Genomic DNA, 12,200 nt, shown 5'->3' with positions numbered 1-12,200 from the left:
GTCCATGACGACGGCATCGCCCCGGGATCGCACGCGCTCGCACGGCATCGTCCAGGAGCTGGGCGCGGCCATTGTTACCGGCGCCTATGCGGATCGGCCCTTCCCCGTCGAATTCGAGCTGGCGCAGCAGTTCCAGGCGAGCCGGTCGGTGGTCCGCGAGGCGGTCAAGATGCTGACCGCCAAGGGCCTTCTGCGAGCCCGGCCTCGTCAAGGCACGTGGATCCAGGCCGAGGAATTCTGGAACCTGCAGGACCCGGACGTGCTGCGCTGGATGTTGCAGCGACGATTCTCCCTGCCCCTGCTGATTGAATTTACCGAGGTCCGGCTGGGCGTCGAACCGGCGGCCGCGGCTCTCGCCGCCGTCTCCGCCACCCGCACCCAGAGCGCCCGGATCGCCGAGGCCATCGAGCGGATGTACGCCGCCGGCCGGGGCGAGGACGATTCCCTGGAGTCGGACATCGCCTTCCACTCCGCCGTGCTCAAGGCGACCGGCAACCGCTTCTACGCCCAGCAGTGCGAGCTGATCGAGACGGCCCTTCGCTTCAGCATCCGCCAGACCAACTCCTACAAGGGCGTCAGCCTGGCCAGTATCGAGGACCATCGACGGGTCGCGGACGCCATCTTCGCGGGCGACGCCGCCGGGGCGGAAGCGGCCATGCGCTACCTGGTCCAGGAAGCGCTGGGGCTGATGCAGTCGGCGCTGGCGCCGAATGTCGAGGCCGAGCCGTCGAAGAGCGTCCTGCCCTTCCCTTCGGCCAATCAGACGACAGGATAAGGTCGCCGCCGAGGGCTCGTTCGACTGATGAATAAGAGCGGAATCGGTCCTTCACCGGTCAGACACGACGGCTTCGCGCTCACGGACCGGATCGTCGCCTGAGCTGGCCCGCCCCCGCGAACCAGACCCTGGTGGAGCCCGATTTGCGGCGGCCGAAGCGTAGCGCACGGTACGTCCGGAGAAGGGATCGGCGGTGCTGGCCCCTCCTCCGGTCCGAAGATCTCAACGCCCCGGCAGCGGCCGCATCACGCGTTCCAGCACGATCCGCGCCGTCTCCCGGCCGATCTGCTCGCCCGCCTCATTCGAGAACCGGAAATGCACCCCGCCATAGATGCGCGAGTCCGACACCTCCCGGGACCACTCATCCCAACCCGGCAGCACCTGCACCGCCGACATCGGCATGGCCAGGGCCCCGACCCGGACGCCGGTCGGCGGGCGCGGTCCGGTTTCCGCCTTCATCACCCCGGCCTGGGCGGCGGCGACAACGCAGTGCCCGCACGGGTACTCCGCGAAGTTCGGCGTGCCCAGCAGAGGGGTCCAGCCGGCGTCCAGCGGCGTAGCGTCGTTGCCGTCCTCGTCGCCATTGCGGATCGCGGTGATCGGCCGCCAGAAGTCGTAGTGGGCCTTGGCGTCCGCCATCGCCAGCACCGCGTCGTCGAAGGTCATCTGGTACAGGGCGAACATGCGTGCGTTCTGGACCGGGCTGCGGCCGGGTCCGTCGGCGACGAGCCGCAACATCGGCGTCAGGTCGAAAGCCTGCCGGTAGCGGGCCATCAGGGTCTGGTGCGGCGTCCGCTCGGCGCTGGTGCGACCGCCCAGCCGGCGGACCTCCTCATAGTCCCGCGCCCAGCGTTCGCTGGTCAGGGCCGGCGGCGGGGGCGGTCGCAGGGCGTCGGCCGACGATATCACCCACGGGCGGTAGGTCACCGCATAGCCCTCGATCTGCGGCAGCTGGGTGGCGACCCAGACCCCTGGCGCGGTGCGCGGCCGATAGGGCGTCGCCGACAGCGCCGGATCGATCCCGCCGGCGGCGATCGCCGCCGCCGCGGCCTGTTCGCCGATCCGCCGGCCCGCCTCGCGCGCCGGCCCGTCGGCGATGGCCGCCATGGCGATGGCGTAGCTGTCGTCGAGGGCCGTCTTCTGGGCCGGGAAGTGGTGCAGCATGACCGTATAAGCCGCCGTCGCCGCGGCCGCGTCCTGCGACGCGGTCGGGTCCCCGGCCGGGAAGTTCAGGTAGCTCTCGTAGCGGCGGTCGATGGCGTTGACCGCCTCGAACATGGCCAGGGAGGCACGGGTGACGGCGCGGCCCTGTTCGGGCGTGTTCCCCGAGGCCATATAGGGCGCGATCTTGCCGGCGAACTCCCACCAGTCCGAGACGGTGTCCGCGGCCGCGGGCTGGGCCCCCGCCAGGGCCGCGACGGCGGCCATTCCCATCATTAATCCACGCATGTCTTGTTCCTCCGGTTGACTGGTGTGTCGAAGCCGTTCCACGCGCGTCAGGGCGTCGCGGGAACGCTTTTGAAGGCCCGGGTGAGACGCACCCGAAACATCCAGAAGAGCAGGGCGGCCAGGGGCGCGAGCGCCAGCACGAACAGGTGCGGTCCGCGCAGGGCCTGCGGAATCTCGTCCATCTGGCCGAGGAAGAAGGAGCCCGAGGCGATGAACAGCGCCGTGCACATGCGCCACAGGTGCCGGGCGATGCGCGACGGGCCGGACACGCCCCGCCGCAGGATCACGCGCAGGTCGCTGGCGGCGCCGAGGGCCGCGACACTCGCGAACACATAGGGGACCGGACCGGGAATTCCGTCTCCGCCCGCGCCCTGCCAACCAACCACCAGGCCGGCCGCGGCGATGGCCGAGGCGGCGAGAAATCCGGTCGTTTCGGCCCGTCCCGCGACGCCGTCCGGGCGCCGCACGGCCAGCCACGCCGTCCCGATCAGATACAGGGTGAAGGCGCCGCCGATGGCGTTCAGCGGCTGGTTCCGCTGCAGGGCCACGACCATGGCGAAGAAGGCCATCACCGCCATGGCGAGGACGAACACCGTCCCGGCCGCGCGGTGCAGGCGCCGGCCCTTGGGCGCGGCGAGGGCGGCGAACCCGGACACGAGGCCCAAGGCGCCGCCGCTGATGTGCAGGACGAGCGCGGCCTGGGCGAGGCCGTCGAGGCTGAAGGCAGGCAAGGTCATGGCGTCCTCCGTTCGCGGCGTCGCGAAAAAGTCGGTGGGGTGAAAGCGGTCGGAGTCGGGGATCGGGGGCCGGGGGGGAAGCCGGGGGATTAGCCGGTGTCGGCTCTGGATCGGTCTGAGGTCATGGGCGGATCCTTCCGGGATCGACGATCAGTTGGGCGTTCGCGAGCGGCGGATGCGGATCGCCGCATACAGCAGGCCAGCGGCGATCAGGACTCCGATCCACAGGCCGGGCAGTGAATAAATCCGCATCGGATCGAGGTCGGACAGGCGTTCGATCCAGACCACGCCCTCGCCGTCGATCGACCAAGGCTGCAGCACCCCGCCCGCGATGCGTCGCTCCAGCATCCAGTGCGATGGCGTATGGTGCAGGGCCAGGTGTTCGATCATCAGGATCGCCGCGAACGGAGCGGCGGCCCACAGGAAGGCCACCCGCCGCGACCATGCCGACATCAGCAGCATCCAGGCGTAGAGCGGCGCATTCCACAGCGCCATGAACGGCAGACCGTAGAGCAGGGCCAGCCACAGGAACGGCAGGTTCACCCGGGCCCACAGCTGGCCCGGGTCGTACCCGTCGAGGCTCCAGATCAGCGATTGCAGACCCAGCATCAGCAGGCTGGCGACGACGACGATCGGGAAGACGATCAGCGGGACGACGACCAGCGGGACGATCGCCTTGGACAGCACGGTCATGCCGTCCGACACGGGCAGCGACTTCCAGAACAGGATGCTGCGGTCGCGCCGCTCCCCCTGCAGCGCGTCGAGGCTGTACAGCACCCCGACCAGCAGGCCGGTGACCACCGTGGCGCCGATCATCGCGCTGTAGTGCGTCATGAATTCCCCGGCCCGGGCCGGGTCCGCGAGGGCGGCGGTCCGTCCAGCGTCGGTGGCGGTCAAGGTGGTTCCCAGATGCACCAGCGCGGCGAAGGCGGCGACCGCCAGCGGCGCGACCCACAGCGCGCGATGCTCCCACAGCTCCCGCCGGACCTGCCACAGGAAGGTCCTGGCCCACTGTTTCGGGTGCCGTTCCCCGCTCATGCCGCCGCCTCCCGCGGGGCGCCGCCGCCGAGCAGGGCGACGAACAGGTCCGCCAGACCCGGCGTCCGCGGTTCGCCCAGCGGCGCCAGCCGTTCGCGGTCGACCCCGTCGAACAGCAGGCTGTGGCGCCCGAACATCCGACGTTCGGAAACCGGCTTCAGGGCGCGCGCGGCCGCCAGCCGGTCGTCCGTCGTCAGCACCTCGACGAAGCGCGCCTCGACCTCTTCCATGGTGGCGCTGAGAGCCACGCGGCCCCGGTCCAGGAAGATCACGTCGGTCAGCACGTGCTGGATCTCGTGCACGTCGTGCGTCGACAGGATGATGGTGCGGTCGTGATCGACATAGTCGCTGAGCAGGGCGTCGAAGAACGATTTGCGGTACAGCAGGTCCAGCCCCAGCGTCGGCTCGTCCAGCACCAGCAGCCGGGCGTCCACCGCCATCACCAGCGCCAGATGCAGCTGGGTCACCATCCCCTTGGACAGTTCGCGGATCCGACTGTCCTTGCGGATCGTGCTCCGGGCCAGGAAACCCTCGGCCCGGGCGCGGTCGAACCGGGGGTGCACCCCGGCCATATAGTCGACCGCCTGCCCGACCCGCATCCAGCGCGGCAGCACGGCCACGTCGGCGATGAAACAGACCTCGTGCACCAGCTCGCCGCGCTGGCTCCACGGGTCGCGGTCCAGCACCCTCAGCTCGCCCTCGTGCGAGACCAGCCCGAGGATGGCCTGCAGGGCCGTGCTCTTGCCGGCGCCATTGGGGCCCAGCAGGCCCACGATCCGCCCCTCGCCGATCGACAGGTCGACCCCGTCCAGCGCCAGGGTCTTGCGGTAGGTCTTGCGCAGGTTGCGCGCTTCCACGACGGCCACGGCTCAGTCCTCCCCGGGTTCGGGAGCGGCGCCCAGCGAGGCGCGCAGCTCGGGCCCGAGGCCCAGTCGCTGGATGGTCGTGCGGATCTCGGGCCAGCGCTCCGCCAGGAACCGCTGGCGCTCTCCCTGCAGCAGCAGGTCCCGCGCCCCGGCGCTGACGAACATGCCGACGCCGCGCTTCTTCTCGACCAGGCTCTCGTCGACCAATTGCTGATAGGCTTTCAGCACCGTCAACGGATTGATCCGGCTGTCGGTCGCCACGCTGCGCACCGACGGCAGCGGGTCGCCCTCCCTGAGCAGGTCGTCAAGAATCATGGCGACGACCCGGTCGCGGAGCTGTCGATAGATCGGCTGGTTGTCGTTCCATTCTGAGTCCATCGTCGGTTCCGGACAGTCCTGACTGGACCATCATCTTACGCTCCCATGCCGATCGGCCTGTGGTAGTGTTATACATGACCATAACACTTGCGCAAGCCCCGCGGCCGCATTCGCAGGATCGTGTGACCCACGTCTTTTCCGGCTCGAACTGACGCCGAAGGACCAGCTCACCGACCATTGGGCGCTCAAGCGGCGGACATGGTTAAGGAAACTTCGCCTCGCCCAGGAGTTGGTTCAGTGCGCCCCGGACAAGCTTGCCTGGGCGCGCGAGACGGAGTCGAGGCCCCATGAGCGCAAACAGAATTCTGATCGCTGACGACGATCCGCTGCTACGCGCCCTGCTGGTGCATCGCCTTTCCGCCGACGGATACCAGGTCGCGACCGCGGAGGACGGAAGCCAGGCGCTTGAGGCCATTGCGGCGCATCAGCCGGATCTGATCGTTCTCGACGCCCTGATGCCTGTGATGGACGGGTTCGAGGTGTTGCGCCGCCTGAAAGCCGGGGGGTTGTCGGACGCGCCGGTGATCATGCTGACGGCCCTCAAGCGCGAGCAGGACATCGTCGGGGCCCTCCAGCTCGGCGCCGCCGACTATCTGGTCAAGCCGTTCATACCGGACGAACTCGGCCATCGCGTCCGGCGTTTGCTCATGCCGGCGAATCTGGCGGAGGGAGCCGGCCGTGATCGTCGCCCCGCCTGAACCCGCTTCGGTCGTACAGGTCGATCCGCAGAGCTTGTATCAGGCAGCCGTAGCCGACCGTGTGGGCGGGCGTCCGGCGGAGGCCGTTGCGAAGCTCGAGCGGGTCCTCGCCGTCCGACCGGACCATGTCGACGCACGGCTCAATCTGGGCCTCGCGCTTCTGGCGCTCGGTCGCCTGGACGAGGCGGAAACCGCTTTTCTCGCCGTGGCCCGGCAGACGCCGGCCTATGTGGACGCCTGGGTCGGGCTGGCGCGCGTCGAGCAACGTCGCGGCGATCTGCCGGCGGCCCGCCGCGTGGCCGGTGAAGCGGTCCGCCTGGCTCCGGGAGACGCCGAGGCCCGCGCGCTGCTGGCGTCCCTGGCGTCCCCTCCATCCTGGCGCGTCGACATCACGGGAGCGAGAAGTCGCCTGTCGGCGGGCCTCCCGGACTGGACGGAGGCGCGCGTGTCGGCTTCGCGTCGGCTGGGGGAGGGCTGGAGCGCGGGCGGGGCGGTGGAGGTCACGGAGCGGTTCGATGACACCGACGTCTATCTCGAAGCCAGACTCGACCGGGCCTTCGACGGCGGAGATCTCCATGTGGCCGTGGGCGGCGCGCCGGACGCGGACTATCGCCCCGAGATCGCGCTGGTCGCCGGCGGGAGCGTGCGCCTGACCCGGCGATTCTCGGCCACTCTCGACGCCTCCGTGGCCCGGTATCCGACCGGCACGGTGACGGGGCTGCATCCCGGCGTCCGGGTGGACCTGCCCGGCGACCGGGTCCAGCTATCGGCGCGGTGGATCAACGTCCGGGATGAGAACGGCGACCACCGGAGCGGCTATGCGGCCCAGGCCCGATGGCAGGCGACGAACCGGATCGCATTCCGGGCGGGTTATGCGGACGCGCCGGAATCTTCCGAAGGCGCCACGGTCGATGTAGAGGCCTGGAACCTCGGGACCGATCTGGATGTCACGGAGCGTCTCACGCTCCGGATCGGCTTCTTGTCCGAAGACCGGGGCGCCTACGACCGCGAGGAACTGTCGCTGGGACTGGGCTGGCGCTTCTGATGAGCGGGCTGGCGCTCATATGGACGACTTCGGTCGTGCTGGCGGCCCTGGCGCTGATCTGGATGTCCGGCCTGATCGTCGCCCGGGTGTTGCGGGAGCGGGAAGAGGCGCGGCGGCGCCACGACCAGCGCCTGGTCCAGCAGGTCTTCCTCGACATCATGAGCGGCGAGGGCGACGCGGTCGGCCGGCTTCAGGGCGTGAAGCACCGGGCCCGGCTGATGGCTGAGTCGCTGCTGGAGGTCATCGCCCTCGTGCGCGGCGCCGAGCGGGAGCGGCTGATCTCGGCCCTGGCCGCCTTTGGCGTCGACGACATCTTCTGTCGCCGCCTGTCCCGCGGCTCCGTGGCCGGCCGGATCGCATCCGCCGAGGCCCTGTCCATCTTTCCGGGCGAGCGCACCCGCGCGGCCTTGCGTCGGGCGGTGGGGCGGGCTCGCGAGGGAGAGCTTCGCGTCAGCCTGATGCGATCGCTGATCGAAATCGACGCCCCGCCCGCGCTGCGCGAGGTGCTGGCCGACATCAGCGGCCGCAAGGCGTCGGACTCCCTGCTCTACCTGCCGCTCGTCGCGCGGCTGGTCGCCGACGATCCGATGACCGCCCTGAGAGCGTTCGGGGATCCGCAGGTCACCGGCGAGGCCCGGGTCATCCTCGCCGAAGCGCTCGGCGCAAGCGGCGATTACCGGGTGCTGCGGCCCCTGTGCATCGCGGCGGGGGCGCCTGACACCGAACTGCGCATCGCCGCCATCCGGGCCCTCGGGGCTCTTGGACACCCGGCGGCCGAGCCGACCATCCTGGCGGGCCTTCAGGACCGGATCTGGATCGTGCGCTCGGCGTCGTGCGAAGCCGCCGGCCGCATCGGCCTGCAAGCCGCCATGCCCTGGCTGGAAAAGCAGCTCGGCGACCCCGTATGGTGGGTCAGATTCAGGGCCGGCGAAGCGCTCGCCGCTCTCGGCGCGGCCGGACAGGATCGCCTGCGCGATGTCGCCGCCTCGGGCGGCGAACTGTCCCGCCGAACCGCATCGATGGTTCTGGCCGAGCGCGAGCTGGCGGACGCAGCCTGATGTCGTTCCCGGCCCCGGGCATCGAGGACCTCGCGGCGATCCTCGCATTGTTCGTGATCAGCGTGGGCCTGCTGCAGAACCTGATCTATCTGGTGCAGCTGGCCCTCGCCGCCGCGGCGCTGATCGAAAGGCCCCCGACGGCCTCCAGCAGCCTGCTGTGGCGGCGATACGCGGATGCGGCGCCGCCGATCGCCCTGCTGGCCCCCGCCTACAACGAGGCGATGACGATCGCCGAAAGCATCCGGTCGTTGCTGTCGCTGCAGTATCCGAGTTTCGAAGTGATTGTGATCAATGACGGGTCGAGCGACCGGACGCTTCAGGTTCTCATCGACGCCTTCGAACTTCGCCCCATCCGGCGCCACTACGAGCTGGCGATCTCCCACCGCCCCATCCGGGGGGTCTATGGCGCAGCCCACCAGCCTCGCCTGATCGTCGTCGACAAGGAAAACGGGGGCAAGGCAGACGCGCTTAACGCCGGCATCAACGTCTCGCGCGCGCCGATCTTCTGTTCGATGGACGCCGATTCCCTGCTGGAGCCGGACGCCCTGCTGCGCGCGGTGCGGCCATTCGTGGAGGACCCCGAGCGAACCGTGGCCGTCGGCGGCACGGTGAGGGTCGCCAACGGGTGCCGGATCGCCCACGGACGGGTGCTCGATGTCCGCCCGCCCCGGAATCTGCTGGCGCTGCTCCAGACCGTCGAATATCTGCGCGCCTTCCTGATGGCGCGCCTGGCATGGAGCCGGATCAACGCCCTGACCATCATCTCCGGCGCTTTCGGCCTGTTCCGCCGGGCCCGCGTCATCGAGGCGGGCGGCTATACCCACGGCACGGTGGGCGAGGATATGGAGCTGGTGGTCAAGCTCCACCGGCTCATGCGCGACAAGCGCCTGCCCTACCGGATCGCCTTCGTCCCCGAGCCGGTCTGCTGGACCGAGGTTCCCGAGGATCTGCGGGTGCTGGGCCGGCAACGGGCGCGCTGGCATCGTGGCGCGCTCGAGACGTTCGAACGGCATTGGGACGTTCTGATCAAGCCGCGGTACGGCCGCGTGGCCGTCGTCGGCTTCGGCTACATCCTGCTGGTCGACGTGCTCGGGCCGATCGTGGAAGTACTCGGATATGTGCTGATTCCGATGTTCTGGATGTCCGGCGTCCTGGCCGTTGAATACATGCTGGCCTTCGTGGCCGTCAGCTTCACCTTCGGGGTCGTCATCTCGGTGGGGGCCTTGGCGCTGGAGGAATCCGAGCTGCGGCGGTTCCCGCGCGCGCGGGACCTCGTCCTTCTGACCTTCGTCGCGGTGCTGGAGAATTTCGGTTATCGCCAACTGAACAACCTGTGGCGGCTGCGCGGCATCTGGCAGTATCTGCGCCGCAGCCAGTCATGGGGAACCATGACCCGCAAGGGGTTCGCGACCCCGGCTCCGGCTCCGGCTCGCGTCCCGGTCATCGGGGAGCGAGCCCCATGACCCGCAGGAAGATTTCGAGGCAGGCCGAACGCGCGCGGGTCGATACGGTGCGGAAGCTCCGCATCCTCGATACGCCGCCGGATCTCCGGTTCGACCGGCTGACCCGACTGGCCGCTGACATTTTCGATGTGCCCATCGCCCTGGTGTCCCTGGTCGACGAACACCGGCAGTGGTTCAAGTCCCGGCAGGGAATGGATCTGCCGGAGACGAGCCGCGTGGACGCTTTCTGCGGCCACGCCGTCAACGAACCGCCCGGCGGTCTCCTCATCGTGCCGGACGCGACCCGCGACCCGCGCTTCGCTGATAGCGCGCTGGTGACGGGCCCCGACGGCGTGCGCTTTTACGCGGGAGCCGTCCTGACGACGCCCTCCGGCCACAACGTGGGAACCCTTTGCATCAAGGATCGGGTTCCCAGAACCTTCAGCGACGCCGACGCCCGCCGGCTTCGCGACCTGGCTGATCTGGTGACCGAGCAGATCGAACTGACCCGCGAGCGGAGCGCGGCCAGGGACACGCGCCGCCTGCTGGATCTGGTCGAGGCCGTGTCGCGTGTCGGACACTGGCGCCTGGAGGTCGACACCGGCGAAGTGACCTGGTCGGCCGAGGTCTATCGCATCTTCGGCTTTCCGACCGACCAGCCGCTGTCGCGCGCCGCCGTGGCGGCTGTCTACACCCCCGAGGATCGGGCCAGACGCGACGCCATGATGCGCAGGGTGATCGAGGACGGCGGCGAGGAGGCGTTCGAAGCCACTATCGTGCGTCCGGACGGAGAACGCTGTCGGGTGGTCGCGAGCGCCCTGCGCGAGCTGGACAGGGACGGTCGCGTCGATGCCGTGTTCGGCGTGGTCCAGGATATCACCGAGCGGCACACGGCCATGGACCGCATGGCGCGCAGCGAGGCCCGGTATCGCCTGCTCGCGACCCACATGGACGACGTCGTGACCCGGCTCCGCCCGGACGGACGCAGCAGCTACATCTCGCCGGCGGTGAAATCGCTCCTGGGCTACCGGCCCGGCGAGATGGCCGGCCGGCCGGCGCAGGATTTCGTCCATCCCGACGACCGGCCCGAACTGCTCAAGGCCTTCCGCAAGCTATCAGGCGGCCTGCGCCGGTGCACCTTGCAGCAACGCGCGCTTCGCAAGGACGGCACGTCGGTGTGGGTCGAAACCAGCTTCCAGGCGGTGAAGGACGACGCCGGCAAGACGCTCGAGATCATTGCCGTCATCCGCGACCACTCGGTGCAGCATCGGCTGGAAGAGGATCTGCGCGAGGCGCGGGACCGGGCCGAAGCGGCGTCCGAGGCCAAGTCGCGCTTCCTCTCCAACATGAGCCATGAACTGCGTACGCCGCTGACCAGCGTCATCGGCTTTTCCCGGATATTGCAGGCCCGTGAGGGCCTGGCCCCGGTGGAACGGCAGTGCGCGGACCGCATCCTTCTGTCCGGAGAGGTTCTCCTGGCCGTGATCAACGACATCCTCGACTATTCGAAGCTGGAGGCGGGGGCCGTCCGCCTGGAGCGGCGGCCCTTCGATGTGCGGACCGTGCTGCGGGAGGCGGCGGAGATCGTCCTCGGCCAGCTTGAGGAAAAAGGTCTCTGGTATGCGCAGGACATCGCCGAATCCGTGCCGCAAACCCTGTTCGGCGATCCGGGCCGCCTGCGGCAGGTGCTGCTGAACTTCCTCGGCAACGCCGCGAAATTCACCCAGCGCGGCGGCGTCAGTGTCGCGGTCGGCGCCACCCCGCTCGCGGAGGGCCAGGTTCAGGTGCGCATCGCGGTCTCGGACACCGGTGTGGGCGTGGAGCCGGAAGCCGCGAAAGTCCTGTTCGAGCGGTTCGTTCAGGCGGATCAATCGACCAGCCGCCGCTTCGGAGGGACCGGCCTGGGTTTGGCGATTTCAAAGGAATTGATCGAACTCATGGGCGGTCGGGTGGGCGTCGAAAGCGTCCCCGGCCAGGGATCGACCTTCTGGTTCGAGATTCCGCTGGAACTTCAGGAGTAACGGGCGATGGCCGGGCTTTGCGTCCTTCACGTGGATGACGACGAGAACATCCGGGCGCTCACCGCCCTCGCCTTCGACCTGACCGGCGGCGGCGAGGTCCGCTCCGCGGCCTCCGGCGCCGAGGCCCTGGAGGTGCTGGCCGCGGGATGGCGGCCGGACATGATCCTGCTGGACGTCATGATGCCGGACATGGATGGCCCGGGCGTCCTGGCCCGTCTGCGCGAACTGCCGGCCCACCGGAACACGCCCGTCGTGTTCATGACGGCGCAGACCCAGGATCACGAAATCGCGGGGCTTATGGCTCTGGGCGCCGCGGGGGTAGTGATCAAGCCGTTCGATCCCATGACGCTGGGCCAGCAGGTGCTCGCCCTCCTGGGAAACCAGGCCCGTGACTGATCCGCTCGAGCGCCTGCGCACCATGTTCATCGAGCGGTGTCGGACCGATCTTGAACAGCTCAGGGCCCTGGAGCCCGGCCACCCGGATGTCGGGGCGATCGCCCATCGTCTGGCCGGGGCCGCCGGATCGTTCGGCTATCCCGAGATCAGCGAAGCCGCCTCCCTGGTCGACGACCGGGCGCGGTACGGTCCCCCGCCCTCGACGGAGGAGGTCCGGAACATGACACAGGCCATGGAGAGGGCCATCGTATCCGGGTGATGTTGCAGATCGCGAAACGGCCCGCGCTGCCCGCCGCT

The 12,200-nt window shown here is 69.4% G+C and carries 13 protein-coding genes; 8 read left to right on the top strand and 5 right to left on the bottom strand.

Annotated elements, in window-relative coordinates; genetic code table 11:
* Window positions 1-4 precede the first annotated feature (4 nt).
* A complete protein-coding gene (locus Q8Q71_RS15505; RefSeq protein ID WP_305760500.1) occupies window positions 5-775 on the top strand; it encodes a FadR/GntR family transcriptional regulator in 771 nt (256 codons plus the stop codon).
* A 222-nt stretch (window positions 776-997) separates the two neighbouring features.
* Here Q8Q71_RS15505 and Q8Q71_RS15500 read toward each other — a convergent pair whose 3' ends face one another.
* The 5 genes from Q8Q71_RS15500 to Q8Q71_RS15480 form a co-directional block, all read right to left on the bottom strand.
* Window positions 998-2,203 (bottom strand): vanadium-dependent haloperoxidase, encoded by a 1,206-nt coding sequence (locus tag Q8Q71_RS15500; RefSeq protein ID WP_305760499.1) that lies wholly within the window; start codon window positions 2,201-2,203, stop codon window positions 998-1,000.
* Window positions 2,204-2,271: 68 nt separating this feature from the next.
* Window positions 2,272-2,961, bottom strand: a complete 690-nt coding sequence (locus Q8Q71_RS15495) for a hypothetical protein (protein WP_305760498.1) — start codon at window positions 2,959-2,961, stop codon at window positions 2,272-2,274.
* A 150-nt stretch (window positions 2,962-3,111) separates the two neighbouring features.
* Window positions 3,112-3,999, bottom strand: coding sequence for a hypothetical protein (locus Q8Q71_RS15490; RefSeq protein WP_305760497.1), 888 nt, complete (start codon window positions 3,997-3,999; stop codon window positions 3,112-3,114).
* Complete coding sequence (locus Q8Q71_RS15485; RefSeq protein ID WP_305760496.1) at window positions 3,996-4,865, bottom strand: ABC transporter ATP-binding protein; 870 nt, start codon at window positions 4,863-4,865, stop codon at window positions 3,996-3,998. Before Q8Q71_RS15485 ends, Q8Q71_RS15490 begins: the two co-directional genes overlap by 4 nt.
* Window positions 4,866-4,868: 3 nt before the next feature.
* Complete coding sequence (locus Q8Q71_RS15480) at window positions 4,869-5,243, bottom strand: GntR family transcriptional regulator (protein WP_305760495.1); 375 nt, start codon at window positions 5,241-5,243, stop codon at window positions 4,869-4,871.
* Between the two features lie 287 nt (window positions 5,244-5,530).
* On the opposite strand from Q8Q71_RS15480, the gene Q8Q71_RS15475 reads away from it, so the two are divergent.
* Genes Q8Q71_RS15475 through Q8Q71_RS15445 form a run of 7 tightly spaced genes read left to right on the top strand, consistent with a single transcriptional unit; the run spans window position 5,531 to window position 12,162 of the window.
* A complete protein-coding gene (locus Q8Q71_RS15475) occupies window positions 5,531-5,941 on the top strand; it encodes a response regulator transcription factor (protein ID WP_305760494.1) in 411 nt (136 codons plus the stop codon).
* Complete coding sequence (locus Q8Q71_RS15470) at window positions 5,922-6,986, top strand: YaiO family outer membrane beta-barrel protein (RefSeq protein ID WP_305760493.1); 1,065 nt, start codon at window positions 5,922-5,924, stop codon at window positions 6,984-6,986. The genes Q8Q71_RS15475 and Q8Q71_RS15470 overlap by 20 nt, the downstream gene beginning before the upstream one ends.
* Window positions 6,986-8,044 carry a HEAT repeat domain-containing protein gene (locus Q8Q71_RS15465; protein ID WP_305760492.1) on the top strand — a complete coding sequence of 353 codons (1,059 nt, stop codon included), beginning with the start codon at window positions 6,986-6,988 and terminating at the stop codon, window positions 8,042-8,044. The genes Q8Q71_RS15470 and Q8Q71_RS15465 overlap by 1 nt, the downstream gene beginning before the upstream one ends.
* A complete protein-coding gene (locus Q8Q71_RS15460) occupies window positions 8,044-9,507 on the top strand; it encodes a glycosyltransferase family 2 protein (protein WP_305760491.1) in 1,464 nt (487 codons plus the stop codon). The genes Q8Q71_RS15465 and Q8Q71_RS15460 overlap by 1 nt, the downstream gene beginning before the upstream one ends.
* Window positions 9,504-11,507, top strand: coding sequence for an ATP-binding protein (locus Q8Q71_RS15455; RefSeq protein WP_305760490.1), 2,004 nt, complete (start codon window positions 9,504-9,506; stop codon window positions 11,505-11,507). The genes Q8Q71_RS15460 and Q8Q71_RS15455 overlap by 4 nt, the downstream gene beginning before the upstream one ends.
* Window positions 11,508-11,513: 6 nt before the next feature.
* Window positions 11,514-11,903 (top strand): response regulator, encoded by a 390-nt coding sequence (locus Q8Q71_RS15450; RefSeq protein WP_305760489.1) that lies wholly within the window; start codon window positions 11,514-11,516, stop codon window positions 11,901-11,903.
* Window positions 11,896-12,162: an Hpt domain-containing protein gene (locus Q8Q71_RS15445; RefSeq protein WP_305760488.1), complete on the top strand. Its 267-nt coding sequence runs from the start codon at window positions 11,896-11,898 to the stop codon at window positions 12,160-12,162. The genes Q8Q71_RS15450 and Q8Q71_RS15445 overlap by 8 nt, the downstream gene beginning before the upstream one ends.
* Window positions 12,163-12,200: the final 38 nt, after the last annotated feature.

Origin of the sequence: Brevundimonas sp. (assembly GCF_030704825.1) — a bacterium.
Taxonomy (GTDB): Bacteria; Pseudomonadota; Alphaproteobacteria; order Caulobacterales; family Caulobacteraceae; genus Brevundimonas.
This window is presented reverse-complemented; position numbering and strand designations above follow the sequence as displayed.